At 70.5% G+C, this 16,880-nt stretch carries 20 protein-coding genes and 1 tRNA gene; 14 read left to right on the top strand and 7 right to left on the bottom strand.

The window, feature by feature from the left end:
- The first annotated feature begins 34 nt into the window (after nucleotides 1-34).
- Nucleotides 35-1,000: a methyltransferase family protein gene (locus tag ITJ59_RS04345; protein ID WP_194649911.1), complete on the top strand. Its 966-nt coding sequence runs from the start codon at nucleotides 35-37 to the stop codon at nucleotides 998-1,000.
- On the opposite strand, the gene ITJ59_RS04340 is transcribed toward ITJ59_RS04345, so the two are convergent.
- The 3 genes from ITJ59_RS04340 to ITJ59_RS19560 all read right to left on the bottom strand — a co-directional run bounded on the left by ITJ59_RS04340 (nucleotide 981) and on the right by ITJ59_RS19560 (nucleotide 3,300).
- Complete coding sequence (locus tag ITJ59_RS04340) at nucleotides 981-1,397, bottom strand: VOC family protein (RefSeq protein ID WP_194649910.1); 417 nt, start codon at nucleotides 1,395-1,397, stop codon at nucleotides 981-983. The genes ITJ59_RS04345 and ITJ59_RS04340 overlap by 20 nt on opposite strands.
- 286 nt (nucleotides 1,398-1,683) lie before the next feature.
- On the bottom strand, nucleotides 1,684-2,265 hold the full coding sequence (locus tag ITJ59_RS04335) for a DapH/DapD/GlmU-related protein (protein WP_194649909.1): 582 nt from the start codon (nucleotides 2,263-2,265) through the stop codon (nucleotides 1,684-1,686).
- A 165-nt stretch (nucleotides 2,266-2,430) separates the two neighbouring features.
- A complete protein-coding gene (locus ITJ59_RS19560; protein ID WP_194649908.1) occupies nucleotides 2,431-3,300 on the bottom strand; it encodes an AraC family transcriptional regulator in 870 nt (289 codons plus the stop codon).
- 182 nt (nucleotides 3,301-3,482) lie between these two features.
- On the opposite strand from ITJ59_RS19560, the gene ITJ59_RS04325 reads away from it, so the two are divergent.
- Entirely contained in the window at nucleotides 3,483-3,815 is a 333-nt protein-coding gene (locus ITJ59_RS04325) for a hypothetical protein (protein ID WP_194649907.1), read from the top strand.
- A gap of 119 nt (nucleotides 3,816-3,934) precedes the next feature.
- Nucleotides 3,935-4,951: a helix-turn-helix transcriptional regulator gene (locus ITJ59_RS04320; protein WP_194649906.1), complete on the top strand. Its 1,017-nt coding sequence runs from the start codon at nucleotides 3,935-3,937 to the stop codon at nucleotides 4,949-4,951.
- Nucleotides 4,952-5,062: 111 nt separating this feature from the next.
- Here ITJ59_RS04320 and ITJ59_RS18985 read toward each other — a convergent pair whose 3' ends face one another.
- The gene (locus ITJ59_RS18985) at nucleotides 5,063-6,388 is read right to left on the bottom strand and encodes an ASCH domain-containing protein (RefSeq protein WP_228511054.1); all 1,326 of its coding nucleotides are present in this window, start codon (nucleotides 6,386-6,388) and stop codon (nucleotides 5,063-5,065) included.
- A 5-nt stretch (nucleotides 6,389-6,393) separates the two neighbouring features.
- Here ITJ59_RS18985 and ITJ59_RS19555 point away from each other — a divergent pair, with 5 nt between their 5' ends.
- Genes ITJ59_RS19555 through ITJ59_RS04295 form a run of 4 tightly spaced genes read left to right on the top strand, consistent with a single transcriptional unit; the run spans nucleotide 6,394 to nucleotide 10,045 of the window.
- Complete coding sequence (locus ITJ59_RS19555; protein ID WP_194649905.1) at nucleotides 6,394-6,963, top strand: HAD family hydrolase; 570 nt, start codon at nucleotides 6,394-6,396, stop codon at nucleotides 6,961-6,963.
- Nucleotides 6,964-7,014: 51 nt separating this feature from the next.
- The gene (locus ITJ59_RS04305; RefSeq protein WP_194649904.1) at nucleotides 7,015-7,659 is read left to right on the top strand and encodes a helix-turn-helix domain-containing protein; all 645 of its coding nucleotides are present in this window, start codon (nucleotides 7,015-7,017) and stop codon (nucleotides 7,657-7,659) included.
- Nucleotides 7,656-8,870, top strand: a complete 1,215-nt coding sequence (locus tag ITJ59_RS04300) for a HipA domain-containing protein (RefSeq protein WP_194649903.1) — start codon at nucleotides 7,656-7,658, stop codon at nucleotides 8,868-8,870. The genes ITJ59_RS04305 and ITJ59_RS04300 overlap by 4 nt, the downstream gene beginning before the upstream one ends.
- Before the next feature lie 8 nt (nucleotides 8,871-8,878).
- On the top strand, nucleotides 8,879-10,045 hold the full coding sequence (locus tag ITJ59_RS04295) for a N(5)-(carboxyethyl)ornithine synthase (protein ID WP_194649902.1): 1,167 nt from the start codon (nucleotides 8,879-8,881) through the stop codon (nucleotides 10,043-10,045).
- A 144-nt stretch (nucleotides 10,046-10,189) separates the two neighbouring features.
- Here the strand turns inward: ITJ59_RS04295 and ITJ59_RS04290 are convergent, their stop codons facing one another.
- From ITJ59_RS04290 to ITJ59_RS04280, 3 genes are all read right to left on the bottom strand, one after another.
- A complete protein-coding gene (locus ITJ59_RS04290; RefSeq protein ID WP_194649901.1) occupies nucleotides 10,190-10,741 on the bottom strand; it encodes a hypothetical protein in 552 nt (183 codons plus the stop codon).
- Between the two features lie 4 nt (nucleotides 10,742-10,745).
- Complete coding sequence (locus ITJ59_RS04285) at nucleotides 10,746-10,943, bottom strand: hypothetical protein (RefSeq protein WP_194649900.1); 198 nt, start codon at nucleotides 10,941-10,943, stop codon at nucleotides 10,746-10,748.
- Nucleotides 10,944-10,968: 25 nt separating this feature from the next.
- A tRNA-Val gene (locus ITJ59_RS04280) sits at nucleotides 10,969-11,041 on the bottom strand.
- Between the two features lie 111 nt (nucleotides 11,042-11,152).
- Between ITJ59_RS04280 and ITJ59_RS04275 the strand changes: the two genes are divergently transcribed.
- From ITJ59_RS04275 to ITJ59_RS04245, 7 genes are all read left to right on the top strand, one after another.
- Nucleotides 11,153-11,797 (top strand): SatD family protein, encoded by a 645-nt coding sequence (locus tag ITJ59_RS04275; protein WP_194649899.1) that lies wholly within the window; start codon nucleotides 11,153-11,155, stop codon nucleotides 11,795-11,797.
- Nucleotides 11,797-12,654: a hypothetical protein gene (locus ITJ59_RS04270; protein WP_194649898.1), complete on the top strand. Its 858-nt coding sequence runs from the start codon at nucleotides 11,797-11,799 to the stop codon at nucleotides 12,652-12,654. Before ITJ59_RS04275 ends, ITJ59_RS04270 begins: the two co-directional genes overlap by 1 nt.
- A gap of 202 nt (nucleotides 12,655-12,856) precedes the next feature.
- Nucleotides 12,857-13,678, top strand: coding sequence for a MerR family transcriptional regulator (locus ITJ59_RS04265; protein ID WP_194649897.1), 822 nt, complete (start codon nucleotides 12,857-12,859; stop codon nucleotides 13,676-13,678).
- Between the two features lie 48 nt (nucleotides 13,679-13,726).
- Nucleotides 13,727-14,527: an oxidoreductase gene (locus tag ITJ59_RS04260; protein WP_194649896.1), complete on the top strand. Its 801-nt coding sequence runs from the start codon at nucleotides 13,727-13,729 to the stop codon at nucleotides 14,525-14,527.
- Complete coding sequence (locus tag ITJ59_RS04255) at nucleotides 14,527-14,889, top strand: nuclear transport factor 2 family protein (protein ID WP_228511052.1); 363 nt, start codon at nucleotides 14,527-14,529, stop codon at nucleotides 14,887-14,889. Before ITJ59_RS04260 ends, ITJ59_RS04255 begins: the two co-directional genes overlap by 1 nt.
- A 412-nt stretch (nucleotides 14,890-15,301) precedes the next feature.
- Entirely contained in the window at nucleotides 15,302-15,835 is a 534-nt protein-coding gene (locus tag ITJ59_RS04250; protein WP_194649895.1) for a hypothetical protein, read from the top strand.
- A gap of 59 nt (nucleotides 15,836-15,894) precedes the next feature.
- The gene (locus tag ITJ59_RS04245; protein WP_194649894.1) at nucleotides 15,895-16,875 is read left to right on the top strand and encodes an aldo/keto reductase; all 981 of its coding nucleotides are present in this window, start codon (nucleotides 15,895-15,897) and stop codon (nucleotides 16,873-16,875) included.
- Nucleotides 16,876-16,880: the final 5 nt, after the last annotated feature.

The raw sequence follows: 16,880 nt of genomic DNA, 5'->3' as shown, positions 1-16,880 counted from the left end.
TGACCCGGGCCGCGGAACGCGCTACGGTGCAGACGTGTCCCGGGGCCGGCTGTACTTCGCACTGCAGGCACTCGGCGGCGCCGTCTGGTGGATCGCCGTCGCGACCGTGCCCGGCATCCGGACCCTGACGCTCGGCTCGCTGGACCCGGTGGTCGTCGCGACCCTCGACGTCCCGCTCTTCGTCGTTGCCTCGGCGCTCGCCGCGATCGCCGCCGGCACGGTCGGGCGGATCGCGGCGATCGTCGCCTCCGTGTGGACCACGGTCGTCCTCGCCGGCCTCGCGGCGTGGGCGACGATCAGCGGTGAGGCCGGGTGGGGTGTCCTCGTCATGACCGCCGCGTCCGTCGGGTCCGTCCTGGCGCTCGCCCTGGTCCTGCTCGGTCGGGTGCCGACCGAGTGGCTGGACGCCGGGCCGCTGCGGTTCCGCACCGCCGACCCGCACGCTGCACGGTCACGGCACGTAGTCGCGACGACGCTGCAGATCGTCGTCTTCTGGGGGCTCTTCCTCGGTGTGTTCCCCGTGCTCATCGCCTTCGCCGAGCACCGCTGGCAGGTGCACCCGGCGCTGCCCGGCCCGGTCGTCACCACCCTGTTCGTGACCGGGCTCGTCGTGCTCATGTTCGCCAGCGCGCTCGGCATCGCGTCGGCCGCCGCGATGTCGACGAAGGGCGCGGGGACGCCGTTGCCCTCTGCCAGCGCCAACCGCCTCGTGGTCGCCGGTCCCTACCGCTCCGTCCGCAACCCGATGGCGCTCGCCGGCATCACGCAGGGTGTCGCCGTCGGGCTCGTGCTCGGGTCGTGGATGGTGGTCGTCTACGCGCTCGCGGGGTCGATCGTGTGGAACTGCATCGTCCGACCGCTCGAGGAAGCCGACCTCGAGGAGCGCTTCGGCGACGACTTCCGCCGGTACACCGCGCGGGTCCGGTGCTGGGTGCCGCGGTGGCCGATCGCCGCGTCGGTCGGACCGGTCCCGGCCGCCGTCAGCTCGCCGAGCCGGTGATGTTGACCAGCCACGACACCTGGAACCGGTCGGTGAGCATCCCGAACGTGTCGCCCCACGGCGCCTGGGTGAGCGGTTCGACGATCGTCGCGCCGTTGGCGAGGCCGTTCCAGTAGCGGGTCAGTGCCTCGGTGTCGTCGCCGCTCAGCGAGAGCGAGATCGAGCTCTCCGACGGCGTCGGCATGCCCGCCGGCGCGTCCGACGCCATCAGCAGCAGTCCGTTCTCGCCGTCGAGCTGCCCGTGCATGACATGGTCGGCGTCGGCCGGGTCCTGGCTCATGCCGGCTTCGCCGAAGGTGCCGATCGTGAGCTCGCCGTGGAACACCGAGTGGTAGAACTCGAGGGCTTCGCGGGCCCCCGAACGGAACCCGAGGTAGGGATTGAGACGCACGGACATGGTGGACTCCTCACGACGGCCGGGCATCGTCGCCCGCGTCGCGCCCATCGTGGCAGACAGCGGGCGCGCGCGGAAGCACGCTGTGTCCGGACGCCGGACGCCGGACGCCGGACGCCGGCGTGTCCGCACGACGCCGCCAGCTGCCCGAGACGCCGCCGGATACGGGGGCGTGTCGCTGACGTCGGGGCGTCTGACCGACACACCGGCGTGTCCGGGGCAGAAGTGTGCAGGGCGCGCACCGACGGACGGGAGGCCCGTGGCGGGGCCGCCCCGCGCCTCCAGGCCGTCAGCTGGTCGCGTCGGGAACCTCGGGCCGGTCCGCCCCGGCCAGGTCGCGGATGCGCTTCGCCGGCACGCCGGCGTACACGCCGTGCGCGAGCAGGCGTCCGGTGACGACCGCGCCGGCGGCGACGACCACGTCGTGCTCGATGTGCGCACCGGGCAGGACCGTCGCCCGGCCCCCGATCCACACACGGTCCTCGATGACGACCGGGCGGCCGGTCGCGGTGTCGCTCCAGCGGCCGTCGGCGTCGATCGCGTGGTGGCTCGTCATGATGAGGACCTGCATGCCGATGGCGGCGTTCGCACCGATGCGCACGGGTGCGACGGCCTCGATCGTCGTGCCGCGGTTGAAGTAGACGCCGCGCGCGACGGACAGGTTGCGCGGGTCGCCGGTGAGCGAGAAACCGACACCGGGGGCGGACTCGGCACGCGCCCCCGCCAGGTTCAGGAGCACCCGGCGGACCACGCGCGGCAGGAACGGCGAGCCGAGCAGTGCCGTCAGGACGACGTGCTCGCGGGCGTGCGCGGCATCTTCACGCAGCCGTCGGGCGAACGTCGACGGCACGGGAACGGCTGGCGCGGTCATGCGGCCTCCGGGGTTCGAGGGACTGTGCGGTGTCGCACAGCCGAAACCTAGGCGCTGCAGGGTGACGCGACAACGGACGCCGGGGCGGTTGCGTGATCCTTGCGGTAACGCCCCGGCCCGCCACTCCTGCCGCTGCCGCTGCCGCCGCCGCTACTCCCGCTGCCGCTACTCCCGCGCAGCCAGGGCCGTCTGCCGCGGCAACTCGCCGAACTCCTGCCGGTAGCTGCCGGCGAACCGCCCCAGGTGCGCGAACCCGGTGGCCCGGGCGATCTCGGCCACACTGCGGTCGTCGCCGGCCTCGAGCGCCTCGCGGGCGAGCAGGAGCCGGATCCGCCGCAGGTACATCGTCGGCGTGATCCCGTGGTGCCGCTGGAACGCCGCCTGCACCCCGCGCACGCTCAACCCGGCGGCCTCGGCGATGTCGCTGACGGTGATCTGCTCCGTCGCGTTGTCGAGCAGGAACGTCTCGGCGCGCGCGAACCGTGCGGTCGAGGCAACCTCTGGCTCGTGCTGCCCCACCGGCCAGTGCGGGATCGCCGTCAGCAGGCCACCGGCGGCGAACCGCGCCAGGTCGCGTTCGCGCTCGACCGGCACGTCGGTCGGCCCCTGCATCACCTCTTGCGCGACGGACCGGACCATCAGCCACCAGGCGGCGAGCGGTGCCCCTTCGGGTACGTGCCGCGGGCGGAACTCGAGGGGACCCGGAGTCCAGTCGCCGCGCTCCGCCGCGACCTGCTCGACAACGGTCCGGTCGATGCGCAGGACGTCGTGCTGGAAGTCGACCCACCGGAAACGCTGCGGGTCCTGCCGGTACAGCACCGGACGCCCGATCTGCGCAGGGTCGTCGTCGATGCGCCCCGACCCCGACTTCAGCCAGGCGATCATCATCGCCCGGCCCGGTTCCAGCGAACCGCTGACGGTACCGGTGCAGTGCGTCGACTCCAGCGACAGGAGGGCTGTCCCGCGCACTCGTTCCTCGAACACGAAGCCCGCACCGGACGCCTCGACGGTGAGCCCGTGGGTGATGTGGGTCACCGAAAGTGCCTCAGCCGCGACCGACGGCTCGTCTGTCCTGATCTCCCGCTGCGTGCGGTGCAACATCTCGGGCACGTGATGATCCTCGCGACTTGTCGCCTCCCGCGCAATGCGCGGCGCGCCGGAACCCTGGACGGCAGCCAGCCGCAGATCGCTTGACTGGGTGGCTGGAGGCCCGACACATGAAGTACATCCAGTACGACCGCTCGACGATCCTCACCAGCGACGACGTCGCCGAGGCCGTGATCGAGTACGCCGCCGCGCTCGCCGGCGGCAGCAGGGCCGACGCCATCGCGGTCCCGACGGTCGCCGCCGACGGCACCATGACGACGGTCAAGATCCTCGTCGGACCGTCGAGCGAACTCGCGGTCTCGGATGCCGACGACGACGAACTCGAGGTCGAGAACGGCGAGTTCGTGGCGCGCCTGCGGGCTGCGGCGCAGACGTTCGAGCACCCCGACACCATCCACGCCGACACCCGCTCGGACCTGACGGGCGACGAACCCGCCCGCTGATCGTCGCGAGCGTCCGTCGAGCACGCACCCTTGCGGACGGTCCCGGACGGACGTACGTTGGCGGCAGCTGCCCCGGACCCCGGTCGCCGGAACTCCTGTGTTCCTCGAGTCGATCAGGGATGTCCATCGTGCCGCTGCAATCCGTCGAAGAGACGTCATCCGCGAACACCACCGAGCCCGTCGCGCCGGCTTCGACCGCGCCGGTCCGCCTGGAGGCCTCGGCGACCACGCCCGAGCAGGCGCTCGAGCGGATCCCGGGCCTGGTGTCGGGTACCGACTGGCAGACCCGGTCGACCACCGGTGCCTACTCGTTCCGCTACCTGGCCGTCGGCGACGGCAACGTCACGCTCCGCCGGTCCCAGATGCGCGGCTACGTCCGGGGCACGACGGCACCCGACGACTCGTACGTCGTCGTGCTCGTGCTCGGCGGCGTCGTCTCGCTCGACCTGCTGCGCGGGGCCGGCCCGGTGGCGCCCGGCACGCCGGCGCTGGTGCCGACCGAGCGGCGCTCCGTGGTCGAGGCCCGCAACCACGACGCCGTCATGGTGCACCTCGACCGCGGGTTCGTGCGCACCGTCGCCGAGGAACGGCACGGCCTGCCAGCCGGGGGCCTGCACCTCGACGAGCGCACCGTGCCGACCGTGGAGGCCGTGACCCGGTGGCGCCAGGTCCTCGAGTCCGCTCGTCGGGTCCTCGCCGAGCACGGTGTCGCGACGCCCGCGTGGTCGGACGCCACACGCGCCGTGGCCGTCGCCTTCCTCGCCCTGTACCCGCCGCGGGCAGCGGAACCGTCGAGCGCGCTGTGGGCACCGCGGAACGCCCGCATCCGCCGCGCGGTCGACCACGTGCACGACCACGCGGCGGAACCCATCGCGGTCTCGGACCTCGCCAGCGTATCCGGTCTGAGCGTCCGCGCCGTGCAGGAGTCGTTCCAGCGTCTGTTCGGCATGCCGCCGTCGGCCTACGTCCGCTCCGTGCGACTGCAGCGGGTCCGTGGCGACCTGCTCCGCCTCGACACCGCGAGCAGCTCGGTCAGCGAGGTCGCCCGGCGGTGGGGGTTCGCGCACCTCGGCCGGTTCTCGGCCGAGTACACGACCCGCTACGGCGAGTACCCGAAGACGACGCTGCACCGCTGACGGGCGGCTCGCCGCGCCCTGGGCGCGACCCCGTGCGGACGGGAGGCACGGTGCGGGGCCGCAGCGGGCCTCCCGTCCGTCAGGTCGTGACGGCCACCGCCATGGCTGACGTCAGCCGCGCTGCGTCGCGTCGAGCGCGATGACCGCGACCTGGACGACGGCGTCGTCCGGCATGTCCGGGTAGTAGTTGGCGCGCAGTTGCGTGGCGAACTCGACCATGTCGGTGCCCGCCGGCTGGTGCGCGGCCGCGGGGGTCAGGTCCGCGAGGGGGTGGTTGGTCACCTCGGTGACCGCACCGTCCAGCGGCCGTGCCGTTGGGTGCTCGTCGAAGACGAACACCGCCGGGCCGGGGCGGACGTCCTCCTGCCAACGGACCGTCGTGACCTTCTCGCCGCGCTGGACGGCGTCGTGGTGCTTCCGGTGGAAGTGGATGGTCTGGGGCACGGGTCGAGTCTGGTCGACGTCGAGCTGGTCCGCGTGCTGCGCCGCGTACGCCGTCGCGCTGCGGATCCGGCGGAGGGTGAGTGGGACGACCCAGCCGAGCACCGCGACCATGACGACCAGGACGACCAGCGGGAAGACCCCGAGGTCGCCGCGAAGCGCCGTCGAGACCATCTGGAACGCGATCGCGGTGTACAGCAGGCCGAGGTAGACGAGCTGGAAGCGCAGCGCGAGCGGGACCACCGTGGCGTACCGGACGGCTCCGAGTCGCTCGGCGGGGTCGAGGGGCAGGTCCGCACCACGGAGCACGACCTTCGCGAACCGGCGGAGCCGACCGAGGTCGTGGCCGGCGGACGCCCGCAGGAGCCCGTTCAACGGCAGCGACTGGAGCAGGGCTGCGAACGCAGTCGCCGTGAAGACCAGCTGGCCGGCGAGCACGGCCGCCTGGGTGAGTCCAGCCGGGTCGTCCCCGGTGAAGGCGGCCAGGACCACCACGCCGATCGTCACGACGACGATCGACACGCCGAAGGTCACCGCGATCACCACGATCGTGTGGCGGAGTTCGGCCGCTCCGAACCGGTAGCCGACCGGGTACTCCGTCGGGGCCGGCTCCGTCCGCCGGAACAGCGCACCGAGCGGACGTGCAACCGCCAGCAGCACCGCCGCTCCCCCGATCAGCACCACCGGCACCCAGACCGGCGCACCGGCTGAGACCGACGCGAGCACGATGACCACCGCGCCGGCGAGGTCCACGACGACCGCGCCCAGCAGCCACCACCGCAGGTACCGCGAGCTGTCCGGAGACGACCGGTGGTCCCAGTACCCGGCCAGCGACCCGACCAGGGCCGGTCCGACCACGAACATCGGGATGCTGATGCTCGCCGCGATGATCAAGCCGTCCGAGGCGTCGCTGAGTTCGAACACCGCCAGCAGGGTTCCGCCGAGGGTGAGCGCCGTGATCAGCACGATGAGCAGGACGGTGCTCAGGACTCGCATGGGGGGTGACTCCGCTTCCGGCAGGACAGGGCCTCCCAGTGCATCTTGGCGGAGGTGCCGCGGGGTGGTCCACTCCGTGCGGGTCGCTTCTTCGTACGCTGGGGGCATGGCGGAGCTGCTGGCGGTCGTGTTCGACCTCGACGGGACGCTGTTCGACCATCGTGGTGCCGCGTCCACCGGCGCAGGACAGTTCCTCGAGTCGCTCGGGGTCGAGCTCTCGGAGACGGCCCTCGGTCGCTGGTTCACCGCCGAGGCCGAACAGTTCGAGCGCTGGCGCGCCGGGCAGATCACGCTGCATCGGCCTGCTCGACGCGATCGACGTTGTGTGCACCTCGGAACGGATCGGAGTGCAGAAGCCGGACGGTCGAGCGTTCCGGATCGTGGCGGCGGAGCTCGGGGTCGCGCCGGACGAGTGCCTGTTCGTCGGTGACAGCGTTGCGCACGACGTCGAGGCGGCCCGGGCCGTCGGGATGCGCGGGCTGTTGGTCGATCACGAGGCGACGGACGGCCCCGACTTCGACTTCGCCCGCCTGGTGTCCGCGACGCTCGCCGCGGACACACCGTTCTCAGGGTGAGCGCCTCGGCGTCCGTTGCACTTCTTGTTCCGCAGCGCCTACCATCGGTCCATGCCGACCACCGCCGAGTACGCCGCGCGAACCGGGATCTCGGAGCGTCGGGTCCGCGCACTCGCGCAGCACGGGAAGCTACCGGCTCGTCACACCGGGCGTCGGTGGGTGATCGAGGACGACGCGATCGCAGTCGTGTCAGCGGGGACGAGACCGATGAGCCCCCGCACCAGAGGCCTCTTCCTGCACGCGCTGTCCGACACCACGGTCGAGGGTCTCGTCGGGTCGGACCGTGTCCGGATTGCTCACTACCTGGCGCAGGTCCGCAACGCAGACGAGCCGGCAGCACTGCTGCGAGCCTGGTTCCGCGGGGCAGCGGCACCCGTGTCGCACACCCTCGGCGAGGTGCTCGTGCGTGCTGCGATGCGGGGCGAAGACGATCAGGTCGCGGCGCGAGTGCGGCGCGCACGGCGTCGCTTCCTCAACTCGCCTGCGCGCCTGGCGCGGGTCGTCTCCGATGAACGCGCCATCCACGGTCTCACCCGAGCTGAGCTGGCCGAACGGGCCGACACGAGCGAAGGAGACGTGCGGTCCATCGAGTCCGGGCGCCCGGTCTCGTCGTTGCCGACGGTCCTGCGGATCGTCCGCGCGCTCGATGTACAGCCGCTGGCGCTCCCGACCGCTTCCGTCGAGGACTCCGTGTGACCGATCGTCTGCACGCCTGGCTGGAGGGTGGGTACGTCGGCGAGTTCGTGGAGGACGCGGGCGGGCGAGTCCAGCTGCGGTACGACGATGCCGCGTCTGATGCACCGGTGTCGCTGTCGTTACCACGAGACGGTTCCGCATCGGCGCGCGCTGCTGAGCGGTTCCTGGACAACCTCTTGCCGGATCGCCGAGAGGCGCGCGACTGGATGCGGCGGGTCACCGGCGCGGCATCGACCCGCACGTTCGACCTCCTCGCCGCGATGGGTGGTGACGTTGCGGGCGGACTCGTGCTCTTGCCAACGTCGGAGCGTCCGAAGAGTCCTGCCGAGGCGCTCCTGTTCGCCGAGGACGATGCGATCGCCTACCGGATCAGCAGCCTGCACCAGGACCCCGATCAGTGGTGGGAGCGGAGCGAGCCGGCACGCTTCTCTCTCGCTGGCTCGCAGCCGAAGTTCGCGCTCGCGTCGATCGACGGCAGCTGGTTCTGGTCGAACGAATCGGTGGCATCGACGCACATCGTCAAACCGGCCCACAGAGAGAACCGCGGAGCTGAGGCGGCCGAGGTCGCAGCGGAGACCCTCGCCCGTCAGGTCGGTCTCGATGCACCAGCGGCCAGCGTGCTCGAGGTCGCTGGCGAACGGGCGTACATCGTCGAGCGGTTCGATCGCGCACCCCGGCCGAACGGTTTCGTCGCACGCCTGCACATGGAGGACCTCGCTCAGGCGCTCGGCCTCGAGGGGAAGAACAAGTACTCGATCGGTGCGAAGCCGATCATCACGACACTCCGGCAGCACGATCCCTCGGACGGCGCTGCGCACGACTTCGTCCGGCAACTGGCGTTCAACGCCGCCATCGGGAACGCCGATGCACATGCGAAGAACTACTCGGTCCTGCTCCGACCGACGGGGATCACCTTGTCCCCCCTCTACGACGCGCTCCCGACACGACTCTGGCCCCAGTACGACCAGCAACTCGCCATGCGCATCGGGGGCGCCCAGTACCCGCAAGAGCTGACCCACGACCACTGGTCGAAGCTCGCGCGAGCATCCGGCCTCGATGAAGAGCGCGTACGAGGCGACGTGCAAGCGGTCTACGACGGCGTCGCCGAGCGTGCCGAGACAGCTTGGTCGGCGCTCGATCCGGACCAAGCGTCACGGATGCGGGACCTGGCGCTCGAGCAGACGGCGAAGATCGCGCGGCGGTCACCGTAGAGTGCACCATGACCCAAACACCGGCAGCATCGCCGCTGCTGTCCCTCGGGGTGCTGGCCGAGTCGCGGAAGCCCGACGAACGCCGCCTCCCGATCCACCCCGCCCACTTCGAGCGCATCGACCCCGACCTCCGGGCGAACATCATCCTGGAGCGTGGGTACGGCCTGCGGTTCGGCGTGCCCGACAACCAGCTCGCGCCGTTCGTCGGTCGCATCGCGGACCGCGCCGAACTCATCGCCGCCTCCGACGTCGTCCTGCTGCCGAAGCCCCAGGCGTCCGACCTCGAGGACCTGCGTGACGGGCAGGTGCTCTGGGGCTGGCCGCACTGCGTGCAGGACCCCGGCCTGACCCAGGTCGCGATCGACAAGCGCCTGACCCTGATCGCGTGGGAGTCGATGAACCACTGGCGGTCGGACGGCGGGTTCAGCCTGCACGTGTTCCACAAGAACAACGAGCTCGCCGGCTACTGCTCGGTCCTCCACGCGCTGCAGCTCTGCGGGTCGACAGGAGACTACGGTCGCCGCCTCACCGCCGTCGTGATCGGCTTCGGGGCCACCGCCCGCGGTGCCGTGACCGCACTGAACGCCCACGGCATCCACGACGTCCGCGTCCTGACGAACCGGGACATCGCAGCCGTCGGCTCCCCGATCCCCTCCGTCGACATGCTGCAGATCGGCATCGACGACCACCAGCCGGCCGGCAGCACGGTCAAGACCGAGGACGGCGCGGTGCCATTGGCACCGTACCTGGCCGAGAACGACATCGTCGTGAACTGCACCCTGCAGGACCCGAACGCCCCGCTCACGTACCTGCGCACCGAGGACCTCGGCGTGTTCCGTCCGGGCAGCCTCATCGTCGACGTCTCGATCGACGTGGGGATGGGGTTCGAGTGGGCGCAGGCGACGACGTTCGCGGATCCGATGATCACCGTCGGCGAGAGCACGAACTACTACGCCGTCGACCACAGCCCGTCGCTGCTCTGGAACTCGACGACGTGGGAGATCAGCGAGGCGCTCATGCCGTTCCTCCGGCCGGCCATGGAGGGCCCGGCGTCGTGGGCAGCCTCGGACACGATCCGTCGCGCCGTCGAGATCGAGGACGGTCACGTGCGCAACCCGGCGATCCTCGCGTTCCAAGGCCGATCGGAGGAGTACCCGCACGAGGTGACCGGCTGATCCGGGCGCTGGTCCGGTGCTGGTCTGGTGCTTGGCTGTGCTGGTGCTTCTCCGACGCGGAACGATGAGGTCGACGTCGTGCGACATCGGCTTCGTCGTACCGCGTCGCGTCACGAGCGTGGTGCCGGCAGCCGTGCGGCGCGGTCAGTCGCCGGGTGCCGACACCCAGACGTTGGGGGCGAGCTCGTGCAGCGGGTCTGGCTCGCCGCTGGTGTAACCGTCGGACACCAGGAGGGTCTGGTGCTCCTGCTCATCGATCATGCTCGTGATGACCGATGCCGGCTCGAGATCCTGCCCGCCGCCGCACACCGAGTAGTTCTCCGGGCTGTCGCGATCGCGGTTCCATGCGATCAGGCATGCTCCGCCGTCGGCGACGGTGGCGATCCAGTACTTCGTGCCGTCGTGCTCGACGGCGAACCGTGCGCTGTTCGGGACCATGTCGTCCGGAGCCGGCGCCAGTTCCGTTTCCGGCAGGGCGTCCGCAGCGGTGACGGGACGCCGCAGGATCGAGAAGTACTCGGCAGCATCGGTCGTCGGGCTCGCGTGCGGCGTCGGCGGCGCTCCGGTTCGGTGCGCACTCGGCGACGCATGCGGTCCGGCGTCGCCGTCCGAGCATCCCGCCAGCGCGACGGTCGAGGCGATCGCCACCCCGATCAGCCCGGCGAGCAGTCGTACCGACGCGGGTCGATCGATCACGACGTCAGCTCCCCCACACGAAGAACCCGATGACCCCGCCGACCAGAACCGCTCCAATCGGGACGAGGTACACCCAGTCGTGGCGAATCGGACCCTGTCCGGGCTGGTAGTCGCGCTGGAACGGTGCGAGCGGATTCCCGCTCGTTCCCGGCAGGAAGTCGACGGCGTGCTGTCGGACCGGCTGGTGTCGTCGGCTGTTCATCGGACCCCCTTGATCGCGTCTGCGGTGGGCTCTGGCGGGCTCGAACCGCCGACCACTTCGGTGTAAACGAAGTGCTCTACCAACTGAGCTAAGAGCCCGCGACACGATCTTAGAGGCCGTTCTCTCGTATCGTTGCGCTCGACAGCCCGGCCACTGACCAGTTCAGTGCTCGGCTTCATTTCGCCGATAGTAAGCCGTACACTTAACGCATGTCCGATGAGCCCGTCTACGCCGTGATCCTCGACCTCGTCGACTCACGCACGCTCGATGACCGCCCCGCCGCACAGCGTGCGGTCGAGCGGGCGTTCGAGGAGACGACCGACGTCACCCCGGTGGACCCCGTGCACGCTACTGTCGGCGACGAATTCCAGGTGATCTACGCCACGCTCACCGACGCACTCGTCGCCAGCACCGCCGCGATGCTCGCGCTGCCACCGACGGTGCAGGTCCGTCTCGGGATGGGTCGCGGGACGGTCCGGACGGTGGGCTCCGGCAGGAGCGGTCCGCTCCAGGACGGCCCAGCGTGGTGGTCCGCCCGCGACGCCATCAACGAGACGCACCGTCGCGAAGACGGCAGGACGTCCTTCCTCCGGTCGTGGTTCCACGCCTCCGACGATCGCCACGGCACCGAGGAGCGACTGGTGAACGCGTACTTCCTGAGCCGCGACCACGTCCTGGCCCGCCTGACGCCTCGGGCCCGACGCATCGCGCTCGGTCTGGCCCAGGGACAGACCCAAGCGCAGATCGCCGCGACCGAGGGGATCACCCCGTCGGCCGTGTCCCAATCCGTCCAGAAGTCGGGCGTGGCCGCGATCGTCGAGGGCCTCCGGGTCCTCGCAGGACAGGAACGCTGATGCTCGCCGGGATCCTCCTCGCACTCATCGGTCTGGGCGACATCGTCCGGGCCCGCACCGGCGCCGACGCACACCGGCAGCGCACCCTGACCACCATCGCGGTCGTCGTGCTGTGGGCCGGCGTCTCCGCCGTGGCCTGGCTCGGTCTCGGCGTCCCGGTGTGGGGTGTCCTCGTCACGGTGGTGCTCGCGGCGGCGTGGATCGCCACGACCGCGCCGGTCCGAGCCGGAGCCGGGACCGCCGACGAGGATCGTGACGCGCCGACTGCCCACGGGCTGCTGCGACGGTCCGGGTCGTGGCCCGCGGTCCTGCTCGCCGTCGCCGTCGCCGTGCTGCTGCTCTGGGGTCCGCTGCCCGACGGTGCGGGTTTCGTGGTCGACTGGCACGACGGCTCCGGCCTGGCGTTCATCGACGCCGTCCCGCTCGCCGCCGTCGTGGGCGGTGTCGGCTCGGCACTGTTCCTCATCGACTCCGCGAACGTCGTCGTCGCCCAGGCGTTGCCGCCGGGACTGCAGCGCGGCGCCGCCACGGGGGCCGAGGCCGAGGACCTCCGCCGCCGGTTCGGGCGACGCCGACGCTCGGATTCCGACGCCGAACCGTCCGGGGACAGCACGGTTCGCCTCAAGGGCGGACGCCTGATCGGCCCGATCGAGCGGCTGTTGCTGGCCGGGTTCGCGGTGGCTGGGGCCTTCCCCGTGGTCGCCGCACTGATCGCGGCCAAGGGCATCGTCCGGTTCCCCGAGATCCGGCGCGAGACGACCGGGTACCAGGCGGAGTACTTCCTGATCGGCAGCCTGGTGAGCTGGGCGATGGCCTTCGCCGCCGCCGGCATGTGCTGGCTCCTGGCGCACAGCTGACGCGCAGCCCGTCCGCTCGCATCCACCCCGGTCGGTCGCATCCCCCGAGGTTCCGAAATATCGACATCTCGGGGCCCTGGGAGCGCCGCTGTGGAACCTCGGCGATGACGCGCGGTGACCAACGGCGAGCGTGCGTGCATGGCCGTTTTGCACTTCGTGAGTTCGTTGACGTTGCCGTAGGGGGAAGGGTCAGGATGAGGTTGTGAAGTTCAGCATGACTATCGGTGATTTTTCTCGAGCGACGCGGCTGAGTGCCAAGACGCTGCGTTTCTACCACCAGTCGGGCATTCTCGAGCCAGCGACCATCGATCCCGCAAACGGCTACCGGCTTTACGACGCCGGGCAGATCGTGGACGCCCAGGTGGTGCGCCAGTTGCGCTCCCTCGAGGTTCCGGTCGAGACGGTCCGCGAGATCCTCGACACGACAGATGTCGCGACTCGGAACGATCTCATCGCGGGACACCTGACCCGTCTGGAGGTGAAGCTCGAAGCGACTCAGGCCGCTGTTCTTGCCCTCCGAGGTCTCCTCACCGGCCCGACGATGCCCCTTCAGGTCGAGCATCGCAGCGTCGCTCCTACGCCGGCACTGGTCGCACGGCAGCTGATCGACCTCGCGAATCTCGGCGAGTGGTACACCGCCGCTCACCAAGCCCTGAGCGAGAGCATCGCAACATCCGGCGCCTCACAGTCCGGCCCTCGGGGTGGCATCTGGGCGACGAGCTTGTTTCTTGAAGAGAAAGGTGAGGCGGCGTTGTTCGTGCCGGTGCACACCATCGACGGGATCGGCGCTTTCCCCGAGACAATCCGGGCAGAGATCCTGCCGGCTGTCGATCTCGCGATCACCGTCCATCGAGGCCCCGATGCGACGATGGCCCAGACCTACGGCGCCCTCGGCGCCTACGTCACCGGGCATGAATTGGGTGTCGACGGGCCGATCCGGGAGACCTACCTGCAGGAAGCGGTCGACGTTCTGCCCGAGGCAGTCACGGAAATCGGTTGGCCGATCTTTCGCACCATCCGGTGATCATGTCGGGCTTGACCTTCCAGTACGGGGAAGGGCGACGCTCGACACATGAACGAATCCACTGCAGTCCTCTACCCACCCAGCCTGTCGCTCGCGGGGCGCCGCGCTGTTGTCATCGGCGGGACAAAGGGCCTCGGGGCGGCGGTCGTCAGCCGCCTCACCGATGCGGGCGCTCACGTCCTGGCCATCGGTCGTTCCACCCCTGAGCACTCGGCAGCGGACCGACTCATCCGGGTCGACGTCACCGACGCCGACGCGGCCGAGGTGATCGCGGAGGCGGTCCAGGCGGACGGCGGCCTCGACATCCTGGTCCAGGTCACCGGCGGATCCACCTCGCCCGGTGGTGGGCACGCTGCCATGAGGGACGCCGACTGGGACGCCGAGCTGGCCCTCAACCTCCTCGCCGCCGTCCGAATCGACCGCGCCCTCTCCCCGCAGCTCCTGGAAAAGGGCAAGGGTGTCATCGTGCATGTGGGCTCGATCCAGGGGCGCATGCCCTTGTTCGATGGCACACTCGGCTACGCCGCCGCGAAGGCTGCCCTCCGCGCGTACAGCAAGGGCCTCGCCAACGAACTCGCGCCGAAGGGGATCCGAGTGAACACCGTCTCCCCCGGCGGGATCCAGAGTGCGAGTTCGAACGGTCTTGCCGAGCGGATCGGGGAAGCGCATGGTGTCGGCGAAGAAGAGGGCATGAAGATGCTCATGGACTCGCTCGGGGGGATCCCCGACGGCCGGTTCGCCCCGGCGGCCGAGATCGCCGACGTCATCGGGTTCGTCGTGTCGGATGCGGCGGCCTCCATCGTGGGCGACGAGATCACCGTCGACGGCGGAACTGTGAAGACCACCTGATGGACGCCGAGCAGGGCGACGAGCCCCTCACCCGTGGCGATCTCACCGGTGCCGTGCAGTCGTACTTCGACCTGATGGATGGCCCCGCCGTCAGCCTGGTGGTGGAGACGTTCACGCCCGACGCTGTCGTTGTCGATGACGGCAACACGTACACCGGTCATGCCGCGATCCGCGCCTGGCTGTCGGGACCAGCGAACCAGTTCACCACGACGTCGACCTGGCTGTTCGTGCGGCCGGCCGACCGCGGGACGGAGGTCGGCATCCTCATCGAGGGAGACTTCCCCGGCGGGCGAGTCGAACTCCGATACGACTTCACGCACGATCGCGATGGCCTGATCGAAGCGTTGACGATCTCCATCTGAACCGGGAAGCCAAAGCGGAATTCGTGTGAGATGGCAGGTTTCAGATGGCGGCCGGGCACGCGGCGACTCGCCCAGACGACCCTCGCGCCGGGCCTTCTTCGATCTCTCACGAATTGAGGGTCCGGCGAGACGTCGGTGAGGCGTCGAGAGCATCGCGCACGAGGCACCGGGCCCGACCACGGTCGGACGGATCTGTGGAGAACGACGCGGGACGGGCCTCCAGTTCGAACGCGAAGGACTTGGCGAGGCTCCAGGACATGCCGCGCGACGATCACCGAGGTGCCGATCCCGAGCGGGCAGGGCCGCGAGATGCGGAGATTTCGGAACCTCGCCGCACCACAGAATCTCGGGCGCACGGGGGAACCTCGGAGCGCACCACGGAACCTCGGCAACCGCGCGTACCCTCTCCCTCGTGAACGGTGTCGGTGTCGGTGTCCTCGACGAGTCCGGGCGGCTGCGGCTCCTCGGCTCCGGTGTGACGGGCGCCGCGTTCGCGGTCGTGCTCGTCATGCTCGTGCTGTCGTCGTGGACCGAGGCGACCACCACCGTCCTCGTCTCCGTCGGCATCCCCGCCGCCGCGGCAGGTGCCGCGATCGCCGTGTACCTGCAGCTCCGAGCCTGGCGTGCCGAGGGCGGGTACGAGAACTCGGTCCTCGTCCGTGACTGGGTCGCCGAGGGTCAGATCCCGATCGGGGTGCCCGCCGAGCTCTGGATCCCGTTGGTGCAGGCACAGGCCGACCGCGAGGGTGCGGGGTGGGGCAAGGTCGTCCTCGGCACGCTCTGGATCGCGATGACGTGGTCGATGCGCGACCAGCACGACGCCCTCATCACGACGATGCTCATACTGCTCTGGGCCGGCATGGTCCTGTGGGCGGCCGTGTGGGTCATCCCCCGGGCCCGAGCGGCCCGTGCGCTGCTGCGCCGCGGCGTCTCCACCATCGGCTGAACAACAGCCCGCGCCGTCGGCTGAACAACAGCCCGCGCCGCCTGACTACGCTCGGCCACATGCAGAGTCGCACCCTCGGTCGCACCGGCCGCGAAGTCTCCCCCATCGGTCTCGGCACGTGGCAGTTCGGCGGTGACTGGGGTCCGGTGAGCGAAGCGGACGCGAACGCCGTGATGGACGCCTCGGTCGAGTCCGGCGTCACGTTGTTCGACACCGCCGACGTGTACGGCGACGGTCGCAGCGAGCAGCTCATCGGGTCCTGGCGGGTGTCGAACCCCGACGTCCCGCTCACGGTCACGACGAAGATGGGCCGCCGAGCCGACCAGGTCCCGTCGAACTACGTCGCGGCGAACTTCCGCGAGTGGGTCGACCGGTCCCGCACGAACCTGCGGCAGGACACGCTCGACCTGGTGCAGCTGCACTGCCCACCATCCGAGGTGATCGGCGACAGCGCCGTGTACGACGCCCTCGACGCGCTGGTCGCCGACGGGTCCGTCGCCGCCTACGGCGTCAGCGTCGAGACCGCCGACCAGGCACTCGCCGCGATCGCCCGGCCCGGCGTCGCGAGCGTCCAGATCATCCTCAACGCGTTCCGCCTCAAGCCGCTCGACCGCGTGCTGCCGGCCGCCCTGGAGGCAGGGGTCGGCATCCTCGCGCGCGTCCCGTTGGCATCGGGATTGCTGTCCGGCAAGTACACGACGGAGACGTCGTTCGCCGAGGGCGACCACCGCAACTACAACCGCCACGGCGAGGCGTTCGACCAGGGTGAGACGTTCAGCGGTGTGGACTACGACGACGGTGTGCGCGCGGCGCAGACCTTCGCGGCGTCGCTGCCCGACGCGGTCTCGGTGCCGCAGGCCGCGCTCGCCTGGGTCATCGCGCAGGACGGCGTGACCGCGGCGATCCCCGGTGCCCGCAACCCGGAGCAGGCCCGGTCGAACGCCGCGGCCGGTGAGCTCCCCGCGATCGACGGCCTGGACGCCACGGTGCACGACCTCTACGACACGTGGTTCCGTGCCACGGTCCACGACCGCTGGTGAGGACC

It is taken from the genome of Curtobacterium sp. VKM Ac-1393, assembly GCF_015350995.1.
In the GTDB taxonomy this organism is placed as follows: domain Bacteria; phylum Actinomycetota; class Actinomycetes; order Actinomycetales; family Microbacteriaceae; genus Curtobacterium.
The sequence above is the reverse complement of the archived record's forward strand: the minus strand, read 5'-3'. Positions and strand labels throughout refer to the sequence as shown.